Source organism: Streptomyces sp. NPDC033221, from assembly GCF_055577005.1.
This window is the reverse complement of record NZ_JBVIQN010000032.1, coordinates 85,745-106,638: the sequence shown is the minus strand read 5'-3', so window position 1 is coordinate 106,638 and position 20,894 is coordinate 85,745. Positions and strand designations below refer to the sequence as shown.

Sequence of the window (20,894 nt, the reverse complement as noted above, 5' to 3'; positions counted from 1 at the left end):
GTCACCCCTCCAGTTCGGTGAGGCGGTCGGCCACCACACGCGCGATGTGCGCGATGGGCTCGGGCAGGGTCATGTCCTTGTGGGAGCACGCGACGTCGGTGTTGTCGATGCGGCCGGTGACGTAGGGCGTCCAGGTGTCGGGGGTGAGGGTGTCGTCGATGGTGTCCACGACGGCCCGGAAGAAGAGCACATCGCCCCGGAAGACGCGGTGGTCGTAGGCGCGTACGAGGTCGTTGGTGTTGAGGTAGATGGCGCCGAGCGCCTTGATGGTGTCCGTGGACAGGGTGGACAGCGGGCTGCCTTCCCGCTGGAGGACCGCCACCACGTTGACGGTGGTCAGCGGCTTGCCCGCCAGGCTGTCCGGCCCGTAGCCGCCCATGGTGAGCAGCGATTCGAGGGCTTCGGCCTCGTCGGGTACGGGCAGGCCGCGGAAGCCCTCGGCCGGGTAGGCGTCGAGGATGGCGAGGAGTTCGACCTCGTGGCCCTCGTCCTGGAGGTGGGTGGCCATGGCGTGCGCGATGATGCCGCCGGTGGACCAGCCGAGCAGCCGGTACGGGCCTTCGGGCTGCACCTCGCGGACGCGGGCGGCGTAGTGGGCGGCCAGCTCTTCCAGGGTGGCGGGCAGCGGCTGGTCGGCGGTGGCGGCGCCGACGCCCTGTGCCTGGAGTCCGTAGATCGGTACGTCGGCGGGCAGGTGGCGGATGAGTCCGGCGTAGCACCAGCTCAGGCCGCCTGCCGGGTGGACGCAGTGGACGGGGGCGCGGCCGCTGCCGGTGCCCTCGGCGGCGGGGCGCAGCGGCAGCAGGACGTCGAGCGGGTCGTCGTGGCGTACGGCGTCCAGGGCGGCGTCGAGCGCCGCGACGGTCGGCGACTGGAAGACCGTACCGATGGACACCTCGGTGCCGAGTACGGCCTTGACGCGGCCGGCCAGCCGGACCGCGAGCAGCGAGTGCCCGCCGAGGTCGAAGAAGTTGTCCTCGACGCCGACCCGGTCCAGGCCCAGCACCTCGGCGAAGACCGAGCAGAGCAGTTCCTCGCGGGGAGTCCGGGGCGCGCGTCCGGTGGCGGCCGGGCGGTCCGGTGCGGGCAGTGCTGTGCGGTCCAGCTTGCCGTTGTTCGTCAGCGGCAGCCGGTCGAGCAGGACGACGGCGGACGGGACCATGTGGACGGGCAGTCCGGCGGCGGCGTGGTCGCGCAGGGCGGCGGGGTCGGGAGCCTGCCCGGCGGCGGGGACGGCGTAGCCGACGAGCCGCTTGTCTCCGGGGGTGTCCTCGCGGACGACGACGGCCGTGTCCGCGACGGCGGGGTGCGCGGCGAGCACCGCCTCGATCTCGCCCAGCTCGATGCGGAAGCCGCGCAGCTTGACCTGCTGGTCGGCGCGGCCGAAGTACTCCAGGGCGCCGTCGGTACGGCGCCGGGCGAGGTCACCGGAGCGGTACATGCGGCTGCCCTGCTCACCGAACAGGTGGGCGTACGGGTCGGCGACGAAGCGGGTGGCGGTCAGGTCCTCGCGTCCCAGATAGCCGCGGGCCAGGCCCTCGCCCGCGACGTACATCTCGCCGGTGACGCCCGGCGGTACGGGCTGGAGGCGGTCGTCGAGGACGTAGACGCGCAGGTCGGGGATGTTGACGCCGATGGTGCTGGAGGTGGCGCCGGCGGCGGTGGCGCGGTCGAGGGGGAAGTACGAGACGTGCACGGTGGTCTCGGTGATGCCGTACATGTTGACCAGGACCGGCGCGTCGTCGACGTGCCGCTCGTACCAGTCGTCGAGCCGCCCCAGCTCCAGCGCCTCGCCGCCGAACACCACGTACCGCAGCGCCAGTCCGGAGCCGTCGCTCTCCCGGTCGGCGGCGGCGAGCTGGTAGAACGCGGACGGCGTCTGGTTCAGGACGGTGACCCGTTCGGCAGCCAGCAGCTGCCGGAAGGCGTGCGGGTCGCGGCTGGTCAGATGCGGTACGACGACGACCTTGCCGCCGTACAGCAGCGCGCCCCACAGCTCCCAGACGGAGAAGTCGAAGGCGTAGGAGTGGAACAGCGTCCACACGTCGTCGGGGCCGAAGCCGAACCAGTGGTCGGTGGCGGTGAACAGGCGGGTCACGTTGTGGTGGGTGACGACGACGCCCTTGGGGCGGCCGGTGGAGCCCGAGGTGTAGATGACGTACGCGGCGTCGTCGAGGCGCAGCGGCCGGGTGCGGTCGGCCTGGGTGAGCGGCGCCGCGTCGTACGCGTCGGCCGCGCCGCCGTCCACGGTGATCAGCGGCAGGGTGTGGGCCGGGAGCCGGGGCGCGGTCACGCTGTCGGTGATCAGTGCGGCCGGGGCGGCGTCGCCGAGCATGTAGGCGAGGCGGTCCGCCGGGTAGTCCGGGTCGAGCGGCAGGTAGGCGGCTCCGGCGAGGGAGACCGCGAGCAGGCCGGTGACCAGGTCGACGGAGCGCGGCAGGGCGAGCGCGACGATGGAGCCGGGGCCGATGCCGCGGGCGGCGAGCAGCCGGGCCAGGCGGTGGGCGCGGCCGGACAGTTCGGCGTAGGTGAGGGACTGCCCGTCGCAGCTGACGGCGGTACGGCCGGGGTGGCTGCGGGCGGCGGCCTCGTAGACCTCGGGAAGCGTGGCCGCGGGCCGTACGGCGAGAGGCTCGGCGGGCGTGTTCCACTCGACGAGGGCGCGGTGGCGTTCCTCGTCGCCGAGCAGCGGCAGCAGGCCGAGCGGGGTGTCCGGGGCGTCGGCTGCCGCGATGAGCAGCCGGGTCAGCCGGTCGGCGAGGCCCTGTACGGTCGCGCGGTCGAAGAGGTCCGTACGGAACTCGAAGAAGCCGCCGATACCGCCGCCGGGCAGTTCGCCCGCGTTGAGGGTGAGGTCGAACTTGGCCGTACCGGACGGCACCGCGGTCAGCCGGGCGGTGGCCTGCGGGCCCAGCGCGAACGCGGCGTCCGGCACGGACTGCCAGGCCAGCATCGCCTGGAACAGGGGGTGCCGGGCGAGCGAACGCCGCGGGTTCAGCTCCTCGACGAGGTGGTCGAAGGGCAGCGTGTCGTGCTCGTACGCGGCGAGGGTGGTCGCCCGTACCCGCTCCAGCAGCGTACGGAACGCGGGGTCGCCGGACGTGTCGGTGCGCAGCACGATCGTGTTGGTGAAGAAGCCGACGAGGGCGGCGGTGACGTCGTCGGCACGGCCGGCGACGGGGGTGCCGAGGGGGATGTCGGTGCCGCAGCCATGCCGGGTCAGGAGGACGGCCAGACCCGCCTGCACGGTCATGAAGACGCTGGTGCCGGTGGCCCGGGCGAGGTGCTGGAGGGCGGCGTGGGCCGCGGCGTCGAGGGCGAACGGGACGGTGTCGCCCGCGTGCGAGGCGACGGCCGGGCGGGGCCGGTCGGTGGGCAGTTCGAGCTGGTCGGGCAGCCCGGCGAGCGCCTGCTTCCAGTGCGCGAGCTGCGCGGCGGCGAGCGGGGTGGGCTCGGCGGGCGTGCCGAGGAGCTGCTGCTGCCGCGCGGCGTGGTCGGCGTACTGGAGGGGCAGCGGGGCGAACTCCGGTTTTCGGCCCGCGTGTCTGGCGGTGTAGGCGGTGGCGAGGTCGCGGGCGAGGGGCGTGGTGGAGGCGCCGTCACCGGCTATGTGGTGCAGCAGCAGGAGCAGGGTGTGGCGGTCCGGGCCGTCGCTGAACAGCGTGGCGCGGAGCGGGGGTTCGGCGGCCAGGTCGAAGCAGTGGCGTACGGCCTCGGTGAGGTCGTCGCCACCGGGCTCGGCGAGGTGCACCTCCGGCCGGGCCAGCGGGTGGCCGGCGGGCAGAATCCGCTGGCAGGGCTGCTCCTCACCGCCGTTGTCAGTGGTCGGATATACCGTTCTGAGTGTCTCGTGGCGGGCGGTCAGGTCGCACAGGGCGAGCTGGAGCGCGCCACGGTCGACCGGTCCGTCGATGCGCAGCACGAGCGGGATGTTGTAGGTGGGGCTGGGGCCTTCGAGCCGGTGGAGGAACCAGAGCCGCTGCTGGGCGGGCGAGAGGGGGAGGTGTCCGGTGCGAGGTACGGGGGACGCGGGCAGGGCCGCGGACGGATCGGCGGTGTCGTCCGCCGCAGCCGCGGCGTGGACGAGTGCGGCGAGCGCGGCCGGGGTGGGGTTGCGGAAGACGTCCGCGGTGCTGACGGGCGCCTGGAAGATCTCCCGCATACGCGCGGCCAGCCGGGCCGCCAGCAGCGAGTGACCACCCAGGTCGAAGAACCCGGCGTCCGCCGGGGGGCTCGTGTCCAGTGAGAGGAGATCGGCCAGGAGACCGCGGATGATGTCGGTGTGCGGGCTGTCGGAGACGGTGGTGTCCGTACCGCCCAGGCTGATGCTGAAGCCGGTACCGGAGCCGGTACCGAGGCCGATGCCGGTATCGGGGCCGCTGCCGGTATCGGGGCCGCTGCCGGTGTGCGGACCGGTGCCGTTGGCGCCGCCGTAGCCGCCGTGGCCGGGGACGCCCGGCTCGGGGTCCGGCAGGGCGCGGTGGTCCAGCTTGTCGTTGGCGGTGCGCGGCAGTTCGGCAAGCAGCGTCACCGTGGCCGGGACCATGTGCGCGGGCAGCGCCGCGGCGAGGTGTGCGCGCAGGACGGCGGGGGTGGGAGCGGGGGCGGGTGGGGCGGGGGCGGGGGCCCCGGGGGAAGAGGCGGAGACCGTGCCCCCGGCCTCCTCGCCACCGCGCCCGGCACCCGCGCCGGTCCCGGCAGCGCCATCGGCTCCGGCCGTGCCATCGGTCCCGGCAGCGCCATCAGCCCAGGCAGCCTCCTCGGCCTTCACACCATGGCCACCCGCCCGCAGCACCGCGTACGCCTGCAGTCGCTTGCCGTGCGGGGTGTCGCGGGCGATGACCGCGGCCTGGGTGACGTCGGGGTGTTCGGCCAGCTTGGCCTGGATCTCGCCGAGTTCGATGCGGAAGCCGCGGATCTTGACCTGGTCGTCGCTGCGGCCCAGGAATTCGACCGTGCCGTCCGCCCGGCGCCGTACGAGGTCCCCGGTGCGGTACATCCGGCTGCCGGGTGCGCCGTGCAGCGCTCCGTACGGGTCGGCGACGAAGCGTTCGGCGCTCAGGTCGGGGCGCCCGAGGTAGCCGCGGGCCAGGCAGGCGCCCGCCACGTACAGTTCGCCGGTCACGCCGTCCGGCGCGGGCCGCAGGCAGGAGTCGAGGACGTAGGCCCGGGAGCCGCGCACCGGCCGCCCCTCGGGGGCCGCGGTGCCGGTGTCCCTGCCGCCCGCCGCCGGAGCGGTCCAGTAGTACGCGTCGACGGTCGTCTCCGTCGGCCCGTAGAGGTTGACCGCGTGCAGCCCCTCGGTGCTGGTCAGCCGCTCCCACAGCGGTACGGGTACGGCCTCACCGCCGACGACGATCACGGCCGGGCGGTGCCGTCCGTCGTCCAGCAGCCCCTCGGCGAGCAGGGCTTCGGCGTAGGACGGGGTGACGTCGAGGTAGTCGATGCGGTGCTCGTCCACGTACCGGGCGAGGGCGGCGGGGTCGCGGTACGACGCGTCGTCGAGGAGGTGCAGTTCGTGCCCGTGGACCATCCACAGCACCGGGTCCCAGGACGCGTCGAAGGCGAACGACGCGCTGTGGGCGACCCGCAGCCGTTCCCGGCCGGTGCGGGCGACGGCGGGTGCGACGTGGTCGCTGCCGTGCCCGGCGTACAGGTTCGCGAGCGAGGCGTGGGGAACGACGACGCCTTTGGGGCGTCCGGTGGAGCCGGAGGTGTGGATGACGTAGGCGGCCTGGCCGGGCGCGGGCGGCGCGGCGGGCGCCCCCGTGGGCTGCGCGGCGAGCGCTTCGGCGGTGGCGGTGTCGTCCAGCGCGACGGTGGGCAGGCCGTGCGGAGGGAGTCCGGTCAGTGTCGCGGTGGTGCCGATGACGCAGGCCGGGCGGGCGTCTTCGAGGACGGCCAGCGTCCTGGCCGCCGGGTGGCCGAGGTCGAGGGGCTGGCAGACGCCGCCCGCTTTGAGGACGGCGAGCAGCGACACCATCATGTCGGTGCCGCGCGGCAGAGCGAGGGCGACGGCGCGTTCGGGGCCCGCGCCCAGGCCGGTCAGGTGGTGGGCCAGCCGGTCGGCGGCGGCGTCCAGTTCGGCGAAGGTCAGCGCGGTGTCGCCGGTGCGGACGGCCACGGCGTGCGGGGTGCGGCCGGCCTGTTCGGCGAAGTAGGCGGGCAGGGTGCGGCCGGTGTGCGGCTCGTCCCGCCCGGTGGTGGCCCGGCGTATCGCGTCGGCATCCAGCAGGTCGATGGTGCCGATGGGGCGGTGCGGGTCGGTCAGCAGCAGTTCGGCGAGCCCGTCGAGGTAGCGCAGGAACGATTCGCGATGCCGGGCGATCTCGTCTCCGGCGTACCGTGCGGCGTGTGCGTCGAGGCTGATGCGCAGCCCGCCGTCCGCGTCGGGCGAGGCGGTGACGGCGAGGTCCTCGACGGGGCCCGCGGCGAGGTTGTGGACCGTGCCGGGCAGGTCCGCGAAGCCGAGGTCGCCGTCGAACGGCTTGATGTTGACCATGGGTCCGGTCAGTGGCACGGCGGCCGAGGAGAGCGCGAGATCGCGGCGGATGTCGGCCTGCGGGTAGCGCTGGTGGCGGCGTACCGCGCGCATTTCGAGGACGATGCGGCGCAGCAGTCCGGCGCCGGTGTCCTGAGGGCGTACGGCGATGCGCAGGGGCAGGACGTTGACGGTCATGGCCGGGGTGCGCAGGGCGGCGGGGCCGCGGCGATTGGTCACCGGTAGGCCGAGTACGACGTCCTCGGTGCCGGTGACACGGTGCAGGTGGCCGGCGGTCGCGGCGATGACCAGTTCCGCCCAGGTCGCCTTGACCGCTTCGGCGGCCCGGGTCAGCCGGTCCAGCGCCGCGGCGGGCAGGTCGGTACGGGTGCGGAGGACGTCGCCGGAGGCGATGGCGTCGGCGAGCGAGGCGGCAGAGGCGGGGGCCCCGGTGCTTTCCATACGAGCCCCGGTGTCCCCCATGCAGGCCCCGGGAACACCGGTGTCCGTGGCACGGTCTTCCAGGCCGGTCGCCGTCCCACTCGCCATCCCACTCACCGACCCACTCGCCAGGGTCACCGGCTCCGGCCGTCCCGCCATCCGGCCGGCCCAGAACTCCCGGTCGGCCGTGTACTGCTCGCTCTGCAGGTACCGCGTCTCGTCCTCGACCAGGTCGCGCAGCGGCGCGAAGCGGGCGGGCGCGGGCTCCTGTCCGGTGGCGAGGGCGGTGTACAGCTCGGCGACGCGGCTGCCGACGAGTTGGAGGGCGTACGCGTCGACCGCGATGTGGTGCACCCGCTGGTACCACCAGTACCGGTCGTCGGCGACGCGGAAGAGTGCCTGGGTGGTGACCTGTCCGGCTTCGCCGAGGTCGGCGGCCCGGGTGAGGTCGGTGCGCATCCAGTCGCGTGCCGCCTCTTCGGCGGGCCGGCCGGTGCCGCGCAGGTCGATGCGGTGCAGCAGCCGTTCCGCGTCCGGTGGTGTCACGTGCTGCCGCGGAACGCCGTCCGTCTCGCTCACACAGACGCCGAGCGTCTCGGCCTCGGTGACCGTACGCAGCAGGGCGCGCTCGAACAGCGCCTCGTCCAGGGCGCCCTGGATCTCGACGACGTCGGCCGTGTTGAGTGCCGGGCTCTTGGGATCCAGTTGACTCGCGTAAAGGATACCGGCCTGTGCGGTGAGCAGGGGGAACGCAGCGGGCTCCGTGGGCCGCGGCGAAGGAGTGCCGGGGCGTGACAGTGCCGCGGGGACAGCCTGGTCGACCGGACGCTGATGCATGTGTGTGACAACTCCCAGGGAGGAATCCGACCTTCGCGGACCGGCCGGCAGCCCGCGCACAAACTTAGGGAAGCCTAAGTTATTTTTACTCTTCTGCGGTGCCGCCGACCGCCATCGGCACCGGCCACCGACCCCGAAGAGGAGACGATGACGTCCGCCCCCAGCCCCGCCCCCGGTCCCGCCGCCCCGCTCGCCGCCCTCAAGGACGCCGTGCGGCTGCACATCACGGGTAAAGAAGCGGCTCTGACCGGCCTCAGCCGCCGCATCCACGGCCATCCGGAGACGGCCTTTACCGAGCGGAAAGCCGCCGCCTGGTGCGCCGGACTGCTGCGCGAGCACGGCTTCGAGGTGACCGCGCCCGCGTACGGGCTGGACACCGCGTTCGTCGCGACCGCCGGGTCGGGCCCGGTCACGGTGGCCATCGCCTGCGAGTACGACGCCCTGCCGGACCTCGGCCACGCCTGCGGCCACAACCTGATCGCCGCGGCCGGGGTGGGCGCGGCGCTGGGCCTGGCCCCGTACGCGGCGGAACTGGGCCTGACGGTCCGGGTCGTGGGCACACCGGCCGAGGAGCGCGGTGCCGGCAAGGCGCTGCTGCTGGAGGCCGGTGCGTTCGACGGGGTGGACGCGGCGATGATGGTGCACCCGTGCCCGTTCGAGATGTCCGACTTCCGGTCGTTCGCGCTCGGCACCCTGTCCGTCGCGTACACCGGCCGTACCGCCCATCCCAGCCTCAATCCGCACGAGGGCCGCAACGCGGCCGACGCGCTGACCGTGGCCCAGGTCGCCCTGGGCCTGCTGCGTCAGCAACTGCCGCCGCAGTGGCGGGTGCACGGCGTCACGACCTCTGCGGGTTCCGCGCCGAACGCGATACCGGATCGTGCGACGGCCGAGTACGAGATCCGCGCCGAGGCCGCCGAGGATCTGCGCGAGCTGCGGGAGCGTGTCGAGGCGTGTTTCCGGGCCGGTGCGCTGGCGACCGGCTGCGAGGTGACCCTGGAGCGCCCGGAGCCCGACTATCTGGACTTCCGCGGCGACCCGGGACTGATCGGCCTGTGGGAGGCCAACGCGCGCGCCCTGGGCCGTCCCGAGCCGGTCGAGCGCGGGCCCTTCGCCTGTACGGACATGGGCAACGTGTCCCATGTGGTACCCGCCATCCACCCGGTGCTGGACATCAGCGGGGGTGTCTGCGGGCCGCACGAGCCGGAGTTCGCGGAGGCGGCGGTGTCACCGCGGGCCATGCGAGCCCTGCTCGACGGCGCGGTGGGCCTGGCCTGGACGGCCGCGGACTTCGCGTACGCCAAGAGCGGCGGCGCGGCCGGGGCATGACACGGTGCCGGTGGCGCCCCGAGGGGGTGCCACCGGCACCGCAGCGGCCGTGCGGGCCGCGCCGGCTCAGGACTTGCTCAGCGCCTTGCTGATGTCGTTCATGACGACATCGCTGGCCAGCGGGCCGCCGCGGGTGGACCAGACGGATCCGTTGACCGTCACGACGTGGTCCTTCTTCACCGCGCCCAGCTCCTTGTAGGCGGGCTTGGTCTGCACGTCCTTGAGGGCCTTCTCGCCGTCGGAGGTCAGGGTGGACAGGAAGAGCCAGTCGCCGTCGATCTCGTTGATCTTTTCCAGGCTGAGCGACGGGGCGTGCGCGTTGCCGTCCTTGTTCTGGTTGTCGGGCCGCTTGAGGCCCATTTCCAGGGCGACGCCGCTGGCGAACTGCTTCTTCTCCATCCAGCTCGGCCCGTCCGGGTTCCAGCGCACGATGGAGACGGCGGCGCCCTTGTTGTCGCCCAGCTGCTCGCCGGCCTTCTTGGCGGCGGCCTCGTGGCCGGCGATGACCTTGTTGGCGTCGTTCAGCTTGTTGACGGCGTTGCCGATGCCGCGGAAGGAGATCTTCCAGTCGTCGGTGGGCGCCATGGTCACCAGGGTGGCGGGGGTGATCTCGCGCAGCTGCTTGAGCACCTGCTCGTCCTGCATGTCCCCGGCGAGGATCAGGTCGGGCTTGGCCGCGACGACCTTGTCCATGACGGGCTTGAGCAGTCCGCCGACGATGTCGATGCCCTTGACCTTGTCCTTGAGGTAGGCCGGCGGCTCGTCCAGTCCCTGCCCGTTGGTGATGCCCACCGGCTTGATGTCCAGGGCGAGGACCGCGTCCAGGTCTTCCTGGGTCAGCGTGACGATGCGCTGGGGGTGCGCGGGCACCTCGACGACCTTGCCGGTGGCGTCCTTGACCGTACGGGTGCCGGAGGCCGCGGTGTCCTTGCCGTCCTTGTCCTTGGCGTCCGCGCCGGCGTCCGAGCCGCAGCCGGTCAGCAGGAGCGCCGCGGCACCGAGGGCGGCGACGGCCGATGCGGTACGGCGTCGGGCGGTGAGAAGGGGGCGGCGGGACACGGTCATCGAGAACTCCGGGTTCAATGGGACATGACGTGACGAGGCGTGCGTACGGCTGCCGGGGCAGCCACACTTCCGCCGATTAGCGTTAAGGTTAGCCTTACCTTATGACAAATGGGCAAGAGGTGTGACCTCTGGCCCCGGGGAAAGGCCGGCCTCAGTGGAACTCCGCGTCGAGCAGCTCACCGCCGGATACGCCGGGCACCCGGTCGTCGACCAGGTCGATCTGACGGTGGAGTCGGGTCAGGTGGTGGCGGTGGTCGGGCCCAACGGCTGCGGCAAGTCCACCCTGCTGCGCTGCATGGCCCGCCTGCACGAGCCCGCTTCGGGCCGGGTGTTCGCGGGCGACGCCGACGTGTGGCGGCTCAAGCAGCGGGAGGCGGCCCACCGCATCGCCCTGCTCCCCCAGTCCCCGCAGGCCCCCGAAGCGGTCACCGTGGCCGGCCTCGTACGGTACGGACGCCACCCGCACCAGGGCCTGTTCCGCCAGTGGTCCCGCGAGGACGAACGGGCCGTGACCCGCGCCCTGGAGGCGACCGGCACCACCGGCCTGGCCGGCCGCCGCCTCGACCAGCTCTCCGGCGGCCAGCGCCAGCGCTGCTGGCTGGCCATGGCCCTCGCCCAGGAAACCCCCGTCGTCCTGCTCGACGAGCCGACCAGCGCCCTCGACATCGGCCACGCCGTGGAGGTGCTGGACCTGGTCCGCGAGGTCGCGGCGGCCGGGCGGACCATCGTCATGGTGGTGCACGACCTCGCGGCGGCAGCCCGTTACGCGGACACCGTCATCGCCATGCGGGCGGGCCGCGTGGTCGCCGCGGGGCCGCCGCGCGAGATCATCGACGCGGCGCTGGTGAAGGAGCTGTACGGCGTCGACGCGGAGATCCTCTCCGCACCCTCCGACGGCGCTCCGGTGGTCGTGCCGACGGCCCGCGCGACGGCGGGCTCCGTACGGTCCTGACGCGGTGGGCCCGCGAGCCCCGTGTCCCCGTACGGCCGGAACACCACCGGGCACACAGCCGAAAGCGCGGCGCGCCCGCCCGATGACGGACCCGCCGCGCTCCCGGCCTGTGCCGCCGTCTCAGGCGATGAGCTTCTCCAGGTCGTCCACGACCTGGCCGACGTCCGGCAGGGCGAGGCTCGCGAGCTGGGCCCGCCGGATCCGGGCGGCGATGCCCCGGTCGTCCAGGATCTCTTGGCACACGGCGGCCACGGCCTCCGGCGCGGTGTCGGTCACGTACCGGCCGAGGCCCAGCTCCTGCACACGCTCGGCGTTGGGCAGCTGGTCACCGAAGTTCGGCAGCACCGCCATGGGCGTGCCGGTGCGTACCGCTTCCCGGATGCTGTTGTAACCACCGTGGGTCAGGAACAGGTCGGCGCACTCCAGCAGCAGCGGCTGCGCGAGCCGGTCGGTCAGGTGGACGTGCGGAGCGGGCTCCGCGCCGGCCGGTTCGATGCCGCCGGTCGCCACCACGGCCGTGCAGTCCAGCCGGGACAGGCCCTCGATGATGATGCCCAGCTGCTCCGCCGGGTCGGTCATCCCCACCGGCAGCGGAGCACCCTCCGGCAGCACCTCGCGGAACATCGGCAGCGCGGTGCCCACCGCGGCGAACACCAGCGGCCGGTCGGTGGGAAGTTCGGCGACCCAGCCGGGCAGCCCCGCGGTGCGGTCCACGACGGTGGTCTGGCGGTAGGCCAGGACCGTCGCCGGGAACTGGGCGAAGGACAACTCGGCGGGCAGGTAGTCGAAGCGGCCGTGCGGGTAGAGCGACCCGGGCGACTCCTGTACGGGCAGGCCCAGTTGCTCACGCAGCCGGTTCATCTCGGGGAGCAGGGTCGCGGGATCGAGGGTGTTGACCGTGCCCGCGGGGATGGGCAGCTGGGGCACGCCGAGCTGCTCGGCGAGCAGGCACGCGCCGAAGTCCATACCGTCCCGGATGATGACGTCCGGGCGTACGGTACGGGCCAGTTCGGCCAGCACGCCGTGGGTCTCGATGGCCAGGTCCCCGCCGAGCCGCTCGATCATGACCCGCAGCAGCGCGTCCTTGCCGGGAGCAGCCTCCGCGTCACCCGGCGCGCCGTCACCGGCGTCCTGCCAGCCCGCCGACCCGAAGTCGATCCGCGGCAGGCAGGTCTCCACCATGACCGGGTCGGCGGCGAAGACGGGCGCCACCTCGGGCGTCGTGACCACGGTGACCTCGTGTCCGGCCCCGGCCAGCGCGCGGGCCAGGGGCAGCAGGGCTCTGCCGTGCGACGGTGAGCCGGTCGCGGTGCACAGGACGCGCATGGTTCCTCATTTCTGGGCGGGGGGCGGTGCGATCACCGTAGGAAGCGCCGAAAAGGCATGTCAAAGCAAGGTGACGACATACGGCGACATTGAGTCATCCCGCATGAAAGAGCGTTCGGAAGGGCAGTGCCCGGCCCGTGCCCCGCGACGGCGCCGCGTACCGCGTACCGGGTGCGCGCAAGATGCGATCAGCGGCGGGCCGCCACACGATGGGACCACGCAGGCGCTGCGGCGCACGCCCGGCAGGAAGGCGGACAACCGACGTGGAGCACATCGACGACCGCTCGGCGCCCTCCGGCACCGGCGGCGCGGCCGGGGCCGGCTCCCCGGTCGAGGCCGCCCGCTCGTGCCTGACCCGCTCCGCCGTCTGTCTGATGTCCCCGGCCTCGGTCCTGGGGCAACTGGGCGCCGACGACGACGCGTGGGCGCGCTTCGCCGCGCACTGGGACGAGCTGGGCGAGGACCGGTACGCGGCCGAACAGGGCACCCGCAGACTGCGCCGATACGGCCGGTTCTCCCTCACCCCGGCCACCGGCGAAATCGTCCAGCTGCCCCACACACCGTTCGTCCAGCCGAAGGACACCAACCCGCTGTACGAGACGGTGGACCGGCACTTCGACCCGCTGACCGAGGCGTTCGTCTCCGACCCGCTGCTGCACCCGCTGTTCGGCCTGCTGGGGCAGGCGGCGGCCGCCCTGGACGACGCCGGACGGTGGATCGTCAAGGTGCACCCCTTCCGGGTCGTAGCGACGGCCGACGACGCGGGCGACCCGACCCCGGAGGGCCGCCACAAGGACGGCGTCACGCTGGTGTCCTCGCTGCTCGTCTGCCGCGAGAACGCCACCGGCGGCCAGAGCAGCGTCTACACCCACGACGGGCGGGAACTGCTGTCCACCACCCTGTACCGGCCGGGCAGCCTGCTGCTGTCCGACGACCGGGACTCGCTGCACTGCGTCTCCCCGATCCGGCCGATGGACGTCTCGCAGCCCGCGTACCGCGACGTACTGGTGACCACCCTCACCGCCGCGTGACACGCACCCGCCGACGTCGAGGACGGCGTGGGCGGCTCGTGCGCCGTTGTCACCGCCGTCCCCGTTGTCCGAGGCTGTACAGCAGGCCGGGCACCGCGCTGAACAGCTGATGTCGTCCGTCGTGAAAAGAACGATGTTTCCGGGGTACTCGTGCCGCGTGTTCTTCATCAAACCCCCTGGCGTGTACGCGCCCCAGGAAGACACCGGGATGCTCGCCGCGGCCCTCCGGCGCGAGCAGCTGCGGCCCGGTGCCGAGGTGCTGGACGTGGGCGCGGGCAGCGGTGCCCTGGCGGTCGCCGCGGCGCGGCACGGGGCCGGGCGGGTCACCGCGACGGACGCCGCGTTCGCCGCGGTCCTCACCACCCGGCTGAACGCCTGGTTCGCCGGGCACGGGGACCGGGTGCGCGCGCACCGCGGCGATCTGCTGCGGCCCGTGGCCGGACGCCGCTTCGACCTGGTCATGGCGAATCCGCCGTACGTGCCCTGCCCGGCGTCCGTGCCGCCGCGCGGTGGCCGGGCGCGGGCGTGGGACGCCGGGCCGGACGGCCGGGCCGTGCTGGACCGGCTGTGCGCGCAGGTGCCCGCGCTGCTCGCCCCGGACGGTGTGCTGCTGCTCGTGCATTCGCAGCTCTGCGCCCCGGACCGGACCGTGGAGCTGCTGACGGGCGCCGGGCTGGAAACCTCGGTCACCGACCGGAGGTTCATCCCTTTCGGGCCGGTGATGCGGCAGCGCGCCCCGTGGCTGGAGGCCCAGGGGCTGATCGCCCCGGGCCAGGACAAGGAAGAGCTGGTGGTGGTCCGTGCGCAGCGACCCGCGTGAGCAGGAGCCCGTAGATCGACAGCGGCCCGTACCCGGGCGCGAGGAGACCGTACGCAGGGAGGCGCGCCGGGTCGTCCAGGACCCCGGAGGGCCGGTGCTCATCGAAGGTCCGGTCGAGGTGGAGCTGGACGACGGGACGACGGCCCGTTCGGACCGGCCGTTCGTGGCGCTGTGCATGTGCCGCCGCAGCCGGACCTTCCCGTGGTGCGACACCAGTCACCGCGGCCGCCGGCGGCCCCCGGCCGCGCGTACGGCCAACGATGCCGCGCCGCGGGACGGCGGAGCGTCACAGCGGGGCGAACAGTGAGGACTCGCCCGCCTGCCAGGCACTGAGCAGGTGCTCGCCCAGCCGGTCCTCCAGCAGTTCGGTGGCCGCGATGCCGAACGCGACGTCCGGGGCGAGCGCGGGCTCCTCCCGCAGCAGTCCCCGCACGAGCTGGTGGCGCACCACCTGTTCGTGCACGGCGTCCGCCTCGACGTGCTCGGCGTAGAAGTGCACGGCCGCCGGTCCGGCCTCCAGCCGCTCCAGCGCCTGCGCGAGGCGGCGTGAGCCGGGGGACGAGGTGACCTCGACCCAGGCGAAGTGCCCGACCAGGGCGCCGCGATGCACGCGGTGCAGCCCGAAGAGCGACATCAGGTTGTTGACGGCGAGCATCTGCCGCGGACAGACGCCCAGGTAGCGGCCGTACCCGGTGTCCAGGCCGAGGTCGGCCATCAGGTCGGCGAAGAGCTGTGCGTGTACCCGTTCGGCGCGGCCCGCGCCGAATTCGTCGTACTCCACCGCCATCATCGCGGCCTTGGCCTGGCCCCACAGGCGCGGCACGACCCACAGGTGGGGGTCGGCCTCCTTGAGGTGGTAGAGGGACCGCTGGGCCGCGTACTCGCGCAGCTGCCAGAGTTCGCCCTTGTCGCGCAGGAAGTGCGAGACGCCGTCGCCGTCCGCGGGCTCCACCTGGAGGCCGTCGAGGAGCGTGTCCACGTCGTCCGGTCCGGGGACGTCGGCGCGCAGCGCGCCGAGGAAGGCGTGCTCCAGGGCGGCGCGGAAGCGCAGCAGTTCCGGGTCCCACTCCCAGGTGTCGGGGACGGCGTCGAAGCCGCGGTAGTGCAGTTCGTAGCAGAGGGCGAGGGCGAGGTGCAGATCGTCGCCGTACGGGTCCGACGCCGCCGCCGTACGGCTGTCCGGCAGCCGGACGGTGCCGGGTGGCTGCTCCAGCGCGGAGACGACCGCCGCCGACAGGTCTCCGCGGGCCGGGGGGCGTTTCACGTCGCGGACCTTCCCTTCACCCGTTCGGGGCACGGTGTGCCAGGTGGCTCACGAGTGCCCCCGGGGTCCTCGGGGAAACGCACCGCGGTGGCCTGCCCGTACGCTGCCAGCATCCGGCCCGGATGCTGCCCGTACGCGGATGACGCGGGCGGGGTCAGCCGGCGTCCGACGGCCGGGCGGGGGCATCGACTGGGGCGCCGGTGGCACGCTCCCGGCCCCACGGCTTTCCCGGCCTGCCCTGCCGCGCCGGCCTGTCCCGCTTGTCCTGCTTCCCCGTGTGCTCCGGCGCGTCCGGCTCCGCGAAGTGGGTCAGCTCGTGCAGCAACTGCTTCATCTCGACGAGCAGCTCACCGCTCGCCGCGGCCGCCGGCGGGTCGCGCTGCTCCCGGAAGTCGTCCGCGAGCCCGTCGTACAGCTGCTGCGCGCGCTCGCGGGCCTTTCGGTAGCGTTCCCCCGCTTCCGCCCGCTCGCCGTCCGCGATCAGGTCCGCCTCGGCCTGGCACAGTGTCGCCGCCTCGTCCGCGAGGTCGGCGTACCGCCGCAGGAAGGCGGCGCCGGGCGCGGTCAGGCGGGCCTTGTCCCCGGTGGTGCCGGCCAGCGTGCGGGTGATGGCCGCGAGGTGGGCGGCGGCCCGCTCCCACACGGCGTCGGCCTTCTCGGGCGGTGGCGGAGGCGGCCCGGTACGGCGCAGCCGGAAGCCGGGGTTGAAGCGTGAACTCTCGGCGTTCCATTCGCGGGCGCTGGCCAGTGCCCGCAGCACCTGGCCCAGGCGGCGCGCCCGGTCGTGCCAGGCGGCGGCGTCGGTGGCGCTCCACTCCTCGCCGCGCAGTCCCTCGGCCATGATCTGCAGCAGTTCGGCGCTCTCCCGGGGCAGCCGCCGGAGCTGGTCGTGCACATTGCGCAAGTGCACCGGCGGGAGGACCAGCGCGTTGACGGCGATGCCGATGACCGCCCCGATCATCGTCTCCATGAGCCGGTGCCCGACCTCGGTCAGCGAGTAGGCGCCGTAGGTGATGACGAACAGGGCGGTGGTCGCGCCGTAGATGCCCTGGGCGCCCAGTCTGCGGTGGGTGCCGATCAGGGTCATCACCGGCAGCACGATCAGCATGGCGCCCAGTGTGCTGCCGTCGGTCGCGGCCATCGCCGCGGAGGCCAGCAGGGCGCCGAGCACGATCACCACGAGCTGCTGGAGGCCGGAGCGCAGCGAGCGGTAGACGGTGGCGTCGACCAGCGCCAGCGCGGTCCAGGGCGCCATCAGGGCCAGCGGCGCGTTCAGCCACCAGCCCGTCAGCGCCCAGGCCAGGACCGCGGCGCCGGCCGCTTTGAGCGACTGGACGACGGTGTCCCGCTCGGGCCCGGAGTGCCGCACCGCGTCGCGCACCGTCCGGCCGACCGCGGCCACTTCCCACCACAGCCACCGCCAGCCGACCGCGCCCCTCGCCTCCGCCAACTCCGCCTCCCGGGCTCACTCCTGTACGGGCCGTCCCGGCTGCGATCTTCGGTGGCCCGGCGCGCTGGGTACCCATGATCGACCGGGCTAGTCGCGGCGGCCTCGAACACGTCTGCCGGACCATCGGCCGACCGGGTGATCCCGGGCACCCGTTGGAGTGGTCACGCGCATCACGGCGCTTCGTCGGCACGCCTGCCTGCCTTGACTGGGTGCGGTCCCCGCCCTGCCCCGCCCCTTTCGATGCCCTATTTCCGATCTTCGATCTCCGATTCCCGTGGAAGTTCTGAACCTGATGCGTATCCGTTCCGCAGTCGTCACAGCGCTCGCCGCGGCCGGCGCGGTCTCCCTGGTCCCGCAGCCCGCCGCCGCCGACTCGGCATCGAGTCCGGCGATCGCCGCCCTCACCGAGTCCAAGGCCGTCAAAGTGCTGCGCATCCCGCTGAGCGAGTCCAACGTCAAGGCGGTCCTGAACATCGCCGAGCTGGCCGCGCGGCCGCTCAACATGGAGCAGGGCGCCTCGCTCACCGGAAAGTGACGGCCACGAGGGCGGCGCCCGCAGGGCGCACGCACGTACGAGCCATCACGCGCGTGTGCGCCCCCGTCTGCGCCTGCCCGCCCCCTCGCCGCGGCGGCACCGTGGAGTACCGGACCGGTACCCCGGGCCTTCGACGAGGAGAGCGAAGTGATCCACATCAGCGAGACGCTCATGCTGCAGACGGTCGAGGAATTCCTCACCTCCGAGGAGATCTCCCGGCTGGTCAAGATCATGGACAGCGAGGCGGCCGGCTGGCGGCCCCGCCACCAGGCCGAGGTGCTCCCGGTCCCGGCGACCGCCCAGGACGTGCTGTCCGACGCCACACGGCGGGCGCTGCCCGCGATCCGGCGCAGCATGCCGTCCATCGCCGGGTCCGGTCACTGGGGCTACACCGAACTCGCCGTGGGCCAGGGCGTGCCCACCCACCTCGACGGAATCAGCAGCCCCCGGACGCCGCCCCGGCGCATCGGCCGGATCGGGGTGACGATCGCGGACGCGGCGGAAGGCGGCCGGTTCTACATCGAGACGACGTCGGACTCCGCTCCCTGGACCGACACGATGCTGGGCGCGGCCGACGGGTACGAGCCGGGCACACCGCTGAGCCGCAGCCTGCCGCACGGCCCCGCCGCCCACGAGGAATCCCCGCAGTGGCTGAGCGCGCCGCGCAAGAGCCGGTGGCTGACCGACGCGGGGCCGGGGGTGGCCGTCGCGTACGGAGCGCAGGTCATCCACGGTGTCACGCCGGTGCTCCGCGGGCGGGTCCGCAAGTTCGTCACCGACCTCGTGGACACGGCGGCGGCCTGAGACCGCCGGTTCAGCGCCGTACGACCTGTATCCGCGACACCCCGAGCAGGCCGGCCAGTGGCACCTCCGCCGACGTCTGCTCCGGGCTCACCGCGAGGCCCTGCTCGCGTACCAGGTCCAGGAGGCGTTCGGCCAGCGGCATGACCATGTGCCGTCCCCAGCACCGCTCGTTGGCGTGCCCGAAGGGGAGGTAGCCGGGCTGGTCGTCGGGGTCCAGCGCCTCCCAGCGCTCTGGGCGGAACTCGTCGGGCGCGTCCCACAGGGCCGGGTCGCGGTGGCTGAGCAGCGGGAGCAGCAGGATGTCGTCGGCCGGGCCGATCCGGTCGTCGAGAGCCGCGAACTCCGGGGACGCCCCCCGCAGCAGATTCCACGACGGCGGGCCCATGGCGTACCGCCGGTCACCGTAGCCCGCCGCGGCGGCGGTGAGCCCCGCCAGCCGGGAGACCGGCGCACCGGCTCCGGGGCACCCCGGCAGTGCGGCTCCCGCCGCGATGACCGTCCAGGTCAGTTTGGGGGTCCATTCCAGTTTGCGGTCCACCAGCACCTGGAGCCGGAAAGGGTCGGACCCGAAAACCCGGTCACGCAAATACGGATGTCCCGCCCGCGGCCATTCCCCGGAAAGGTCGGCCGTGTTTCCGGCGGGGTTTTCCGGCTTTTCCAGCGCCGCGCGGACGTCCAGCGAGACGGCCCGCATGACGGCGGATGACTCGGGGCGGCTGATGTCCCTGCCCTGCAAGGGTTTGAAGGTCGGCCGCTCGGCCGCGTTGGCCGGCCTGCGGCGCAGCACGGCGTCGATCAGGGCGGGTCCGGCGACGCCGACGGTGTCGGGTTCCAGCCGGAAGTCGCGCGGAGGGCCCGCGGGGCGGAAGCCGGCCGCGCGTACCGCCGTGCGAAATCGACAATGCAGGAGGCCGGGCCGGTCTGTCGACCATGGTGGAGGGGATGGCGATGAAATCGCCGCACATTGTCGGGGGGCGTCCCGGTACCGGGACGCCCCCCGACGGGTGGAATGCGGCCCGGGACGCGGGCCGTCATCCGCCGGAACGGTGGCGGTGCTGGCCCCGGTTGCTCTGCGCGTGCCGGGCGACGGACTGCGGCGCGGTGGCCAGGTCGAGTTGGCGTACGAACTGGTGGAAGCAGAGCAGGACGGTCAGCGGCGGCAGCCCCGCCACGGCGATGCCCGCCGGGGAGGGGTGCACACGGGCGATGCACAGCAGCGTGGCCACCGCGGCGAAGAAGATCACGACGGCCCAGGAGTGCAGGGTGCGGCGCCGGTAGGCACGGGCGCGCAGGATGGACAGGGTGGCCACGACCCAGGGCCCGTAGATCAGCAGCGGCCACAGTTCCGCGATGTCCGCCGGGGCGACGCCGTCCGCGATCGCACGCAGGGACGGGTAGGAGGCCACCGCGCCCAGCGCCGCGACGGCGACCGCGATCACCCCCGTCATCAGGACGGACGTCACGCTCAGCAGACGCTTCCAGGACCAGCTGTCCGGCTCGGCACCGGCGTCCGCGCAGACGTCGTCGGCGGCTCGCGGAACGCGGTCGTCGGCGGCGGCACCGACGGGGCAAAAAGCGGTCTCGTCCGGAGGGAAGACGCTTCCGGAGAGGTGGAAAGAGGCTTCCCCGGGGTGATAGACGACCTCGTCGGGGTGGTAGACGGCCTCGTCGGGCTGAAAGACGGCCTCATCGGGGTGCCGGACTGTCTCGCCGAGGTGCCGGACGGCCTCCCCGGTGTGAAAGGCGGCCTCTCCGGGGTGGAACACGTAGGCGCCGCCCGGGAACGCGGCTTCCGGGCCGCCGGGCAGGGGGTACTGCTCGGCCGTGTCCCACAGCTCCGCCAGTTCGGGGCCGAGTTCCTGCATGACGGCGGCGTCCCACCCGTCGTCGGCCAGCTCCTGGCCCATGGGCCCGTCGTACGGGTACGGGACGCCGACGCCGGGAAAGGCGAAGGGCTCCTCCGTACTCTGGCGTGGCAGCCGGTGCCGGCCGGTACCGGGTGGCACGGGGGCCCGCGGGTTGTCGTTCACAACAGCTCTCACAGGAATCGGTGGTGGCCGGTGGGGAAGGGGCCGGCCGACGCGCCGCCCCGCGGGGCGGCGGGCGCCGGTGGGGCCGTTACCGGTCGTCCGTGCTGCCGTCGAGGGTGGCCAGCAGCTGTTCCAGCAGGTCACCGGTGTATTCCAGCCGGACGCGCTGGCCGGGGCGCAGCAGGTGGACGTCGGGCCGGACGTCGGGCGCGCTGCGGGGCACGGTCGAGCTCAGCTGCCAGGCGCCGAGCCGGCGCGTGGGGGAAACGATCGTCTCAGTCATACGTCGTCAACGAATGCGCCTCACAGCGGGTGACTGCGGCATACGGGCGAATGAGAATTAAGATAACTAATTCCTCATAACGGTCCTTCACCGGCGGAACCGGAAGCAGCCGCACCGGCACGAGTCGAGCAGACCGGGCGCCGTACGGACCCCTCTTCGTTCCGTCACAGCATGACGCGTCGCTGACCAGCGACAACACCATAAAGGGAGAGTCGTGGACAAAGAGTTAGAATTCCCGGCGAATCC

14 protein-coding genes and 1 pseudogene are annotated in these 20,894 nt (G+C 73.3%); 7 read left to right on the top strand and 8 right to left on the bottom strand.

All coding sequences use genetic code 11. The features are described from left to right. Window position 1: 1 nt before the first annotated feature. A complete protein-coding gene (locus ACZ53K_RS32580; RefSeq protein WP_468843772.1) occupies window positions 2–7,759 on the bottom strand; it encodes an amino acid adenylation domain-containing protein in 7,758 nt (2,585 codons plus the stop codon). A 147-nt stretch (window positions 7,760–7,906) separates the two neighbouring features. On the opposite strand from ACZ53K_RS32580, the gene ACZ53K_RS32575 reads away from it, so the two are divergent. Continuing rightward, entirely contained in the window at window positions 7,907–9,088 is a 1,182-nt protein-coding gene (locus tag ACZ53K_RS32575) for a M20 family metallopeptidase (protein WP_468843770.1), read from the top strand. A gap of 66 nt (window positions 9,089–9,154) precedes the next feature. Here the strand turns inward: ACZ53K_RS32575 and ACZ53K_RS32570 are convergent, their stop codons facing one another. Next, a complete protein-coding gene (locus tag ACZ53K_RS32570) occupies window positions 9,155–10,153 on the bottom strand; it encodes an ABC transporter substrate-binding protein (RefSeq protein WP_468843769.1) in 999 nt (332 codons plus the stop codon). A gap of 154 nt (window positions 10,154–10,307) precedes the next feature. Between ACZ53K_RS32570 and ACZ53K_RS32565 the strand changes: the two genes are divergently transcribed. Continuing rightward, window positions 10,308–11,105, top strand: coding sequence for an ABC transporter ATP-binding protein (locus tag ACZ53K_RS32565; protein WP_468843767.1), 798 nt, complete (start codon window positions 10,308–10,310; stop codon window positions 11,103–11,105). 120 nt (window positions 11,106–11,225) lie between these two features. Here the strand turns inward: ACZ53K_RS32565 and ACZ53K_RS32560 are convergent, their stop codons facing one another. Continuing rightward, complete coding sequence (locus tag ACZ53K_RS32560; RefSeq protein ID WP_468843765.1) at window positions 11,226–12,431, bottom strand: glycosyltransferase; 1,206 nt, start codon at window positions 12,429–12,431, stop codon at window positions 11,226–11,228. Between the two features lie 263 nt (window positions 12,432–12,694). On the opposite strand from ACZ53K_RS32560, the gene ACZ53K_RS32555 reads away from it, so the two are divergent. The 3 genes from ACZ53K_RS32555 to ACZ53K_RS32545 all read left to right on the top strand — a co-directional run bounded on the left by ACZ53K_RS32555 (window position 12,695) and on the right by ACZ53K_RS32545 (window position 14,589). Further along, on the top strand, window positions 12,695–13,462 hold the full coding sequence (locus tag ACZ53K_RS32555; protein ID WP_468843763.1) for a 2OG-Fe dioxygenase family protein: 768 nt from the start codon (window positions 12,695–12,697) through the stop codon (window positions 13,460–13,462). A 157-nt stretch (window positions 13,463–13,619) separates the two neighbouring features. Then, the gene (locus ACZ53K_RS32550) at window positions 13,620–14,282 is read left to right on the top strand and encodes a HemK2/MTQ2 family protein methyltransferase (protein WP_468843762.1); all 663 of its coding nucleotides are present in this window, start codon (window positions 13,620–13,622) and stop codon (window positions 14,280–14,282) included. Continuing rightward, window positions 14,263–14,589 (top strand): CDGSH iron-sulfur domain-containing protein, encoded by a 327-nt coding sequence (locus tag ACZ53K_RS32545; RefSeq protein WP_468843760.1) that lies wholly within the window; start codon window positions 14,263–14,265, stop codon window positions 14,587–14,589. Before ACZ53K_RS32550 ends, ACZ53K_RS32545 begins: the two co-directional genes overlap by 20 nt. On the opposite strand, the gene ACZ53K_RS32540 is transcribed toward ACZ53K_RS32545, so the two are convergent. Both ACZ53K_RS32540 and ACZ53K_RS32535 read right to left on the bottom strand, forming a co-directional pair. Further along, a complete protein-coding gene (locus tag ACZ53K_RS32540) occupies window positions 14,569–15,546 on the bottom strand; it encodes an iron-containing redox enzyme family protein (RefSeq protein ID WP_468843759.1) in 978 nt (325 codons plus the stop codon). The genes ACZ53K_RS32545 and ACZ53K_RS32540 overlap by 21 nt on opposite strands. Before the next feature lie 154 nt (window positions 15,547–15,700). Continuing rightward, window positions 15,701–16,996, bottom strand: coding sequence for an FUSC family protein (locus ACZ53K_RS32535; RefSeq protein WP_468843758.1), 1,296 nt, complete (start codon window positions 16,994–16,996; stop codon window positions 15,701–15,703). Between the two features lie 274 nt (window positions 16,997–17,270). Between ACZ53K_RS32535 and ACZ53K_RS32530 the strand changes: the two genes are divergently transcribed. Then, window positions 17,271–17,531: a hypothetical protein gene (locus ACZ53K_RS32530; RefSeq protein ID WP_468843757.1), complete on the top strand. Its 261-nt coding sequence runs from the start codon at window positions 17,271–17,273 to the stop codon at window positions 17,529–17,531. A 147-nt stretch (window positions 17,532–17,678) separates the two neighbouring features. After that, window positions 17,679–18,335, top strand: a complete 657-nt coding sequence (locus tag ACZ53K_RS32525; RefSeq protein WP_468843755.1) for a hypothetical protein — start codon at window positions 17,679–17,681, stop codon at window positions 18,333–18,335. Between the two features lie 10 nt (window positions 18,336–18,345). On the opposite strand, the pseudogene ACZ53K_RS32520 reads toward ACZ53K_RS32525, so the two are convergent. The 3 genes and pseudogenes from ACZ53K_RS32520 to ACZ53K_RS32510 form a co-directional block, all read right to left on the bottom strand. Then, window positions 18,346–19,176, bottom strand: a pseudogene (locus tag ACZ53K_RS32520) (cytochrome P450); the annotation flags it as partial. Between the two features lie 190 nt (window positions 19,177–19,366). Then, complete coding sequence (locus ACZ53K_RS32515) at window positions 19,367–20,365, bottom strand: DUF2637 domain-containing protein (RefSeq protein WP_468843754.1); 999 nt, start codon at window positions 20,363–20,365, stop codon at window positions 19,367–19,369. Window positions 20,366–20,453: 88 nt separating this feature from the next. Next, on the bottom strand, window positions 20,454–20,648 hold the full coding sequence (locus ACZ53K_RS32510) for a hypothetical protein (RefSeq protein WP_468843752.1): 195 nt from the start codon (window positions 20,646–20,648) through the stop codon (window positions 20,454–20,456). Window positions 20,649–20,894: the final 246 nt, after the last annotated feature.

Coding starts and splice junctions, on each gene's coding strand:
- ACZ53K_RS32580 (WP_468843772.1), bottom strand. CDS start 7,759: ATGCATCAGCGTCCGGTCGACCAGGCTGTCCCCGCGGCACTGTCACGC.
- ACZ53K_RS32575 (WP_468843770.1), top strand. CDS start 7,907: ATGACGTCCGCCCCCAGCCCCGCCCCCGGTCCCGCCGCCCCGCTCGCC.
- ACZ53K_RS32570 (WP_468843769.1), bottom strand. CDS start 10,153: ATGACCGTGTCCCGCCGCCCCCTTCTCACCGCCCGACGCCGTACCGCA.
- ACZ53K_RS32560 (WP_468843765.1), bottom strand. CDS start 12,431: ATGCGCGTCCTGTGCACCGCGACCGGCTCACCGTCGCACGGCAGAGCC.
- ACZ53K_RS32510 (WP_468843752.1), bottom strand. CDS start 20,648: ATGACTGAGACGATCGTTTCCCCCACGCGCCGGCTCGGCGCCTGGCAG.